This window comes from Bifidobacteriaceae bacterium (genome assembly GCA_031281585.1).
In the GTDB taxonomy this organism is placed as follows: domain Bacteria; phylum Actinomycetota; class Actinomycetes; order Actinomycetales; family WQXJ01; genus JAIRTF01.
Genome location: JAITFE010000157.1, coordinates 1 through 6838, shown reverse-complemented (window position 1 = coordinate 6838; position 6838 = coordinate 1). Strand labels below are relative to the sequence as shown.

The following is a 6838-nucleotide window of genomic DNA, read 5'->3' as shown; positions in this document are numbered from 1 at the left end:
GTCGCCTGGATCTCTGACAAACACCGAAGCCCGCACCAAAGCAGCCCCGCCAGCGGAACATTTCCCCGGGCTTGATGTTCCGCCATGCCGACCACCGGCGGAGCATTTCCCCAGGCTTGATGCTCCGGGCGGTGTCGCGGACGGGGGCGCCGGCCGAGCGGCTGAAGCGATAGGCGGGGTGGGCTGGAAGTGGGGCGGCGGCATCGGGCACTGGAAAACCGAACTGAAAGCGGGTCGTTGGCCGGGACTGGGACCGGTCTGGCGGCTAGCTTCGCCGAAAGGCGCTAGTCTGGTGGGCGGCCGGGCCGCGCCAGCCCCGGGCTCCAACACTTGCCGCTACGAGCGGCCTTCGCGCCGACTGGCGCTGCGCGGTCCGGCCAGACCAGCCAGGCAAGCCACCTGCCCCGCATGGCCTAATCTGGTTTCCGGCTAGTGCTTGACGTGAGGCAGGAGATCCCGTGCGGTTCAGTTTGACCCCCAAAGATACGTCGTTCTTTGACCTGCTCGCAGCCCAGGCCCGCCACCTGGTGGACGGCGCTGACGTGTTGGAACAGATGATCGGGGCTGATTTTGACGAGAGGGTGGACCTGGCGGTCCAACTGCGGGAGATCGAGCACACCGCAGATGTGTCCACCCACACCATCATCAAGAAGCTGAACTCGAGCTTCGTCACGCCGTTCGACCGGGACGACATCTACGACTTGGCGTCCGCGTTGGATGACTGCATGGACCACATGGAGGAAGCCGCAGACCTGATTGTCCTCTACCGGATCGACACGCTGCCGAAGAAGATCGGCAAGCAGATCACCATTTTGCGGCGGGCGGCGGCGGAGACGGCCGAGGCAATGCCCAGGCTGCGCTCGCTTGACGGCCTGTCCGAGTACTGGGTGGAGATCAACCGCCTGGAGAACCAAGCGGACCGCGCCTACCGGGCTATGCTGGCCGATCTCTTCCAGTCGGAGACCGACGCGATCCTTGTCATGAAGCTGAAGGAATTGATCGAGGCGCTGGAAAACGCTGCGGATTCCTTCGAACGGGTGGCCAACACCGTCGAAACGATCGCGCTCAAGGAGTCCTGACCTCCATGACTCCGGAGATCATCCTCGCGGTTGCGGTCATGGCGATCGCGGTCGCGTTCGATTTCACAAACGGCTTTCACGATGCCGCCAACGCGATCGCCACCGCCGTGTCCACCCGCGCACTGCGCCCCCGTGCGGCCTTGACCATGGCGGCCGTCATGAACCTGATCGGCGCGCTGATGGGGACGGCGGTGGCGGAAACGATCGCCACCCAGATCGTCAACCTGGGCGGGCTGGACGAACACGAACAGCTTTCGATTGTGCTGGCCGCGCTGCTGGGCGCGATCACCTGGAACTTGATCACGTGGTGGTTCGGGCTGCCGTCCTCGTCTTCGCACGCCTTGATTGGGGGTTTGGCCGGCGCCGGGCTGGGGGCGATCATCATCCAGTGGGACGACGTGGCGGTCAAATGGGGCAAGATCGGGGAGAAGGTGCTGATCCCAATGGTCGCCTCGCCCGCGATCGGCTTCACGTTGGCGTTCTTCGGCATGATCGCGGCGTTGTGGCTGTTCAGGCGCTCCTCGCCGCACAAGACCATGCGGCGCTTCCGGGTGGCGCAGGTCGGGTCGGCGGCGGCCCTGGCGTTGGGGCACGGACTTCAGGACGCGCAGAAGACCATGGGTGTGATCTTCATGGCTTCGATGGCGGTGGGCTGGAACGAGGCGGGCGACCCGATCCCGTTCTGGATCAAGGCTTTGGCCGCCTCCGCGATTTCGGCGGGCACCTATTCCGGCGGTTGGCGGATCATGCGCACGCTGGGCCGCAAGGTCATCCAGGTTGATCCGGCGCGCGGGTTCGTGGCCGAGGCGACCGGGGCGATCGTCCTCTACCTGGCCGCGTTCACCCCGATCCACGCCCCGATCTCCACCACCCACACCATCACCAGCGCCATCATGGGCGTGGGCGCCACTCGGTCCCTTTCGGCTGTGCGCTGGGGGGTGGCGAAGAACATTGTGACCGCCTGGGTTCTGACCATCCCCGCCGCCGGGATCACCGCGATTCTGTTCTTCTTGACGATCCAACTGGTAAGCGGGCTGTTTTGAACCGGCGGATCGCCGCGTCGCTGATGGCACTGACGGGGTTGGCTGGGCTGGCCGGGTTGGGTGCCCTGAGCGGCTGCGGGGAAGACAAGCCGCTCGGTTTCAGCTCGGAGGCCTATTGCGAGGCGATCGCCAAGCCCGCAGTCCAACTGGACGCGAAGGCCATGATCGACGGCGATGAGAAGGCGCTCGCGGACGCCAAGACCTTGTATGAGTCCCTAAAGGCGCTGGGGCCGCCCTCCCTGTCCGACGAATGGGCGCTGATCCTGAGCGAACTTGACTCCATGATCAAGGCCGCGGGCGGAGCCATCCCCGTCGAAGACGTGGACTACCAGGCTTTCACGGACGCCTTCACCACCATCGAGATGGACAAACACGACCGCTGCGCCCAGTGACAGCCAACTTGGGCCGGCCCGCGCCCGGCCGTTACGTCTTGACGGGCTCATCCGACTTGTTGCGCCTGATCGGGGCGAATCAAGGCGGCGAGCTTGTCAAGGACCGTTTGGCCAAGCAGTTGAAACCGTGGACAGCCAATCTCACGAGCCGACAAGTCGGCCGGCGCAAGAGGGCTGTGGCTGATTCGGCTTTGGCGATGCGCCTGGCCGGCATGCAGTCTCGAGGCGTTGACTGCCAGCGAATCCCCGTGAGCCCTAACGGAAGCATTCGGCCGTTGGCCGCAAAACGGCGCGGTCTTGGGCGTCACTGAGCACGGCTACCTTCTGGGCGACAAGGATCTACGGCCTGCCTCTCGCGGCGCTTCGGGAGGCTTGGCAAGGCCGCCGATGCCGTCCAGCGCGCCGCCGTCGCACGGTCGCCTTTCCAGAGTGGAACATGTTACGGTGGCGGCGTGGCGCCGGGCCGAAGCTCGTCGGCTACTGGACGGGGAGGCCGCAGGTTCGAATCCCGCACGGCCCGCCTCCGGGCGGACCGGCTAGCTCAGTACGGGGAGAGCGCCCCGCTTACCCGGCGGGCACTCCATGTCCGGCGCCACCTCTGCGTGAGTTAGCGTGAAAGGACGGCGCACGCCGCTATGGGCGATCCGTTGAAGTCAATCTCGACCCGCGCGGTGCCGCAATCCGAGAGGGCGAAGGCGGCCCAGATTCGAGGCGCCGCTGGAGGCGCTTGTTTGCGGGCCTCCGATGTCCAACGGATGCGCCGGTTCCTCGCAGTCGGGGCGGACGGTGGCACCTACTACGCCCCTCCGCTGGAACTCTCCAAGTGGAATGCCCGCGTTGTGGTGCGCACGGCGCACCTGGAGCTGCCCGCCTTGATCGACGGCATCGCGCAAGCGTCGGAGCGGGCGCCCAGGCGGGGGCCGGCGCTGTTTGCCCTGGCGATCGCCGCTGCGGAGGCGGACCCCGACAGACGGGAGTACGTGCTGCGACACCTGCCGATGGTGGCGCGAACCGGGTCGGACCTCTTTCAATTCGTGGACTACGCGCGGCGATTCCGGTCCTGGGGACGGGCGCTTCGCACGGCGGTCGGCAATTGGTATCTCGACAAGCCGCTCGACGATCTCGCGTATCAAATGGTGAAATATCGGCATTGGGAAGGCTGGACGCACCGCGACCTGCTGCGCCTGGCGCACCCGCGTGGAGCGGAACCCGAGCGCGCCGCGCTGTTCGACTGGGCGTGCGGCAGGGAGGTTAGGGGCGAGCTTCCGGGCGTGGCGGAAGCGTATCAACGGGTTCAACGCCTGGGCGGCGGCGGCGGTTCCAAGGCCGTTCGCCAAATGGTCGGAATCCTCGAAGACCACACGGGAATGCCGTGGGAGGCGCTGCCTGACTGGGCGCTGGAATCAGCGAGCGTGTGGGGTGTGCTCCTGGAGCAAGGCATCCCGCAGACCGCGTTGATGCGGCAGTTGCCCGCCCTGACCAAGCTCGGCCTGGCTCGGGGCCGCAGCGGCCGGGCTATCGCACAACAGTTGGCCGATCCGGGGCGCTTGAGCGCGGCGCGTGTGCATCCGATCAGCGCGTTGGCGGCCATGAAGACTTACGCTTCGGGGCGTGGTGCGCGGGGAGAAAGCACCTGGCGTCCCTCGCGACTGGTTGTCGACGCACTTGATCAGGCCTTTTACGCGGCGTTTGGCGCCGTGGAACCCACTGGCCGGCGCCTGTGTTTCGCGCTTGACGTTTCCGAGTCGATGACGGCTCCCGTGGCCGGCTTCCCGCTCAGCGCGCGCGAGGCTTCAGTCGCCATGGCGCTTGTCACCGCCGCGACGGAAGAGGACAGCGAAATCGTGGCGTTCACCCGCGGCAGGGCTGGCCCGGCGTGGAGTCCGGCCTGGCCGGGGCGCATTGTGACCGGGCCGGGATTCGCACTGAGTCGCCTGGCCGTGTCGCCGCGTCAAAGGCTCGAGGACGTGATCCGGCAGATTCGCCAACTGCCACGAGGCGCCACCGATTGCGCATTGCCAATGCTGTGGGCCGCCGCCGAAGGCCTTGAGTTCGACGCGTTCGTGATCTACACGGACAACCAAACCTGGATCGGCCCCGTTCATCCGTACGAGGCGTTGCAACGGTACCGAGAGAAGATGGGCATCGCCGCGAAACTGGTGGTGGTGGCGCTGACTCCGCATGCGGGTGGCATCGCCGACCCGACAGATCCGGGGACCTTGGACGTTGCCGGATTCGACGCGGCGGTCCCCACTGTGATCAGCGATTTCATCCGGGGCGACATTTGAGGTACACGAGAAATGGGGACGGTACCTATTTCCGGGGACCGGAAATAGGTACCGTCCCCATTTCTTACGGGGTGGCGCCGATGGCTTGGGCGGCTGCAGGCGGCAGCGGGTAGGGGCGTTCGGGCGGGAGGATGGTCTGGTCTGAGCGGGCGGGCACCTCCCAGGCGCGGACCTTGTCGGTGATGTCCTCGATCCCGAGGGTCCACTCCTTCACGTAGGCGCGCACAATCCCGCCGCGCAAACCGATCTGCACCGACCTCCACCGCAGCGCCCCTCCCGCAGGGGTCCGCTCCGGGTCCCACTGGACCCGGACCTGGGAGGTGGCGACCTGCCGCCGCCACTCCTCGTGCGACGGGTACAGGTCCGGGTCGTAGGTGCTCAGCACCGCCCGGCTCAACGCCTCGTCGAAGCCCGACCGCGCCAGCTTGATCGCCAACACCCGCTCCTGGCCCGGCTTGGTGGCCCACCCGCAGCGGTACATCATCCACAAGAACGAAGGCTTGATCCAAGTCATGCGCCCCATCTTGAACGGCGGCACAAACTGTCCCGCCGCAACCGCCGCGTCCGCGATCGCAGGCGAATACGCCTGGTAAACCGTCACCGACACGTCATCGAACACCGCGCGCACCTGCCGCAAAGGGATTTGCCCGTCCATAGCGGCCAGTCTACTGGCGGCGACTACGGAACCCTGTGGACGGCATCGTGCGAAAACTCTACGGGCCTGTGCAAAAGTGCAAGCCAGTACCGTGCTAACATCAAAGTGAAAGGCGTGCAAACATGCAAACATAGAGGTCAAACGCTTGTGATCAATTACTTGCCGAGAATGGCGGACAAGGCGCTCGCGGAGTTGTTCGAGGACGTGCCGGCCGTCAGCATTGCGGGCCCCAGGGGGTGCGGCAAGACGACAACGGCCAGCCGGTTGGTGTCGAACGTCGTCCACGTCGACCAGAAGGCTGTGGCCCAGGCTTTCCACGACGACGCGGACGCGGCTCTGCGTGCAGTGGGGCAGCCGGTCGTTCTTGACGAATGGCAGGCCGCACCCGAGATACTTGGCGCGGTCAAGCGGGCCGTCGACGCGGGAACTGGGCCCGGTCGGTTCTTGTTGACTGGCAGTGTCGGAGCGCGACTCACCGCGGAAGAATGGCCAGGGACCGGACGGGTGGTGGCATTGCGCATGTCTCCGATGACGGCGCGCGAGCTCAAGAGTGCCGCGACCGGCGACTTGTTGGTGGACCGCCTGTTCGCGCCGGATGACACGCGACTGGCGGGTGCCGGGGCATCGGAACTGGCGACGGACGACTACCTCGACCTTGCCCTGGGTGGCGGCTTTCCCGAGATGCTGACCATCCCCGCGCGAAGCCGCCCGGCCTGGCTCGAGTCCTATCTGGAGCAGGTTGTGAACCGGGACTCGCAACTGGCCGCAGTGGGAATCGACGCCGCGCGCTTTGACCGCTACTTGTCCGCGGTTGGACTCCATTCCGCTTGCGTCACCAGTGACCAGAGCCTTTGCCGGATGGCGGGGATCAGCGCGGCAACGGGCGCCGGCTACGAGCGGTTGCTGGAGCGGTTGCATCTTGTCGCCGCCATCCAGCCCTGGTCATCAAGCAGAGTCAAGCGTCTTGTCAAAACCCCCAAAAGGCTGCTTGTGGACGCCGCGTTGGCGGCCGCGCTGATGGGCGAGGACGCGAGCGGCCTGGTGCTGGCATCCGAACTGCGAGGGCGCGTGATGGAGACGTGGGTAGGCGCGCAGCTTCACGCCGAACTGCCGTTCGCGCGGCAGCGGGCGAAACTGTTCCACTTCAGAGACTCCAACGGGCGACGCGAGATCGACTTTCTCCTAGAACGGCCGGGAGGACAGACCGTGGGTGTCGAGGTCAAGGCCTCGGCCAATGTGACCAAGGCCGACGGCAAGCACCTGATGTGGCTCCGCGATGAACTCGGGGACTCCTTTGTTCGCGGCGTGGTGTTCCACGCCGGGCCGATAGCCCGCGAACTGGGAGACCGGATAATCGCGCTGCCGTTCAGCGCCATCTGGG

Annotated in this window: 6 protein-coding genes; 5 read left to right on the top strand and 1 reads right to left on the bottom strand. The window is 66.1% G+C overall.

The window, feature by feature from the left end; translation table 11 throughout:
• The first annotated feature begins 458 nt into the window (after nt 1-458).
• From LBC97_16180 to LBC97_16165, 4 genes are all read left to right on the top strand, one after another.
• The gene (locus tag LBC97_16180) at nt 459-1079 is read left to right on the top strand and encodes a DUF47 family protein (GenBank protein MDR2567554.1); all 621 of its coding nucleotides are present in this window, start codon (nt 459-461) and stop codon (nt 1077-1079) included.
• A 5-nt stretch (nt 1080-1084) separates the two neighbouring features.
• Nucleotides 1085-2122, top strand: a complete 1038-nt coding sequence (locus LBC97_16175; GenBank protein ID MDR2567553.1) for an inorganic phosphate transporter — start codon at nt 1085-1087, stop codon at nt 2120-2122.
• The gene (locus LBC97_16170) at nt 2119-2514 is read left to right on the top strand and encodes a hypothetical protein (protein MDR2567552.1); all 396 of its coding nucleotides are present in this window, start codon (nt 2119-2121) and stop codon (nt 2512-2514) included. Before LBC97_16175 ends, LBC97_16170 begins: the two co-directional genes overlap by 4 nt.
• A 635-nt stretch (nt 2515-3149) precedes the next feature.
• Nucleotides 3150-4802, top strand: coding sequence for a TROVE domain-containing protein (locus tag LBC97_16165; protein ID MDR2567551.1), 1653 nt, complete (start codon nt 3150-3152; stop codon nt 4800-4802).
• Between the two features lie 64 nt (nt 4803-4866).
• Here the strand turns inward: LBC97_16165 and LBC97_16160 are convergent, their stop codons facing one another.
• Nucleotides 4867-5457 (bottom strand): DUF4291 domain-containing protein, encoded by a 591-nt coding sequence (locus LBC97_16160; protein MDR2567550.1) that lies wholly within the window; start codon nt 5455-5457, stop codon nt 4867-4869.
• A 147-nt stretch (nt 5458-5604) separates the two neighbouring features.
• On the opposite strand from LBC97_16160, the gene LBC97_16155 reads away from it, so the two are divergent.
• The coding region (locus tag LBC97_16155; protein ID MDR2567549.1) for a DUF4143 domain-containing protein at nt 5605-6838 on the top strand (1234 nt) is incomplete at its 3' end.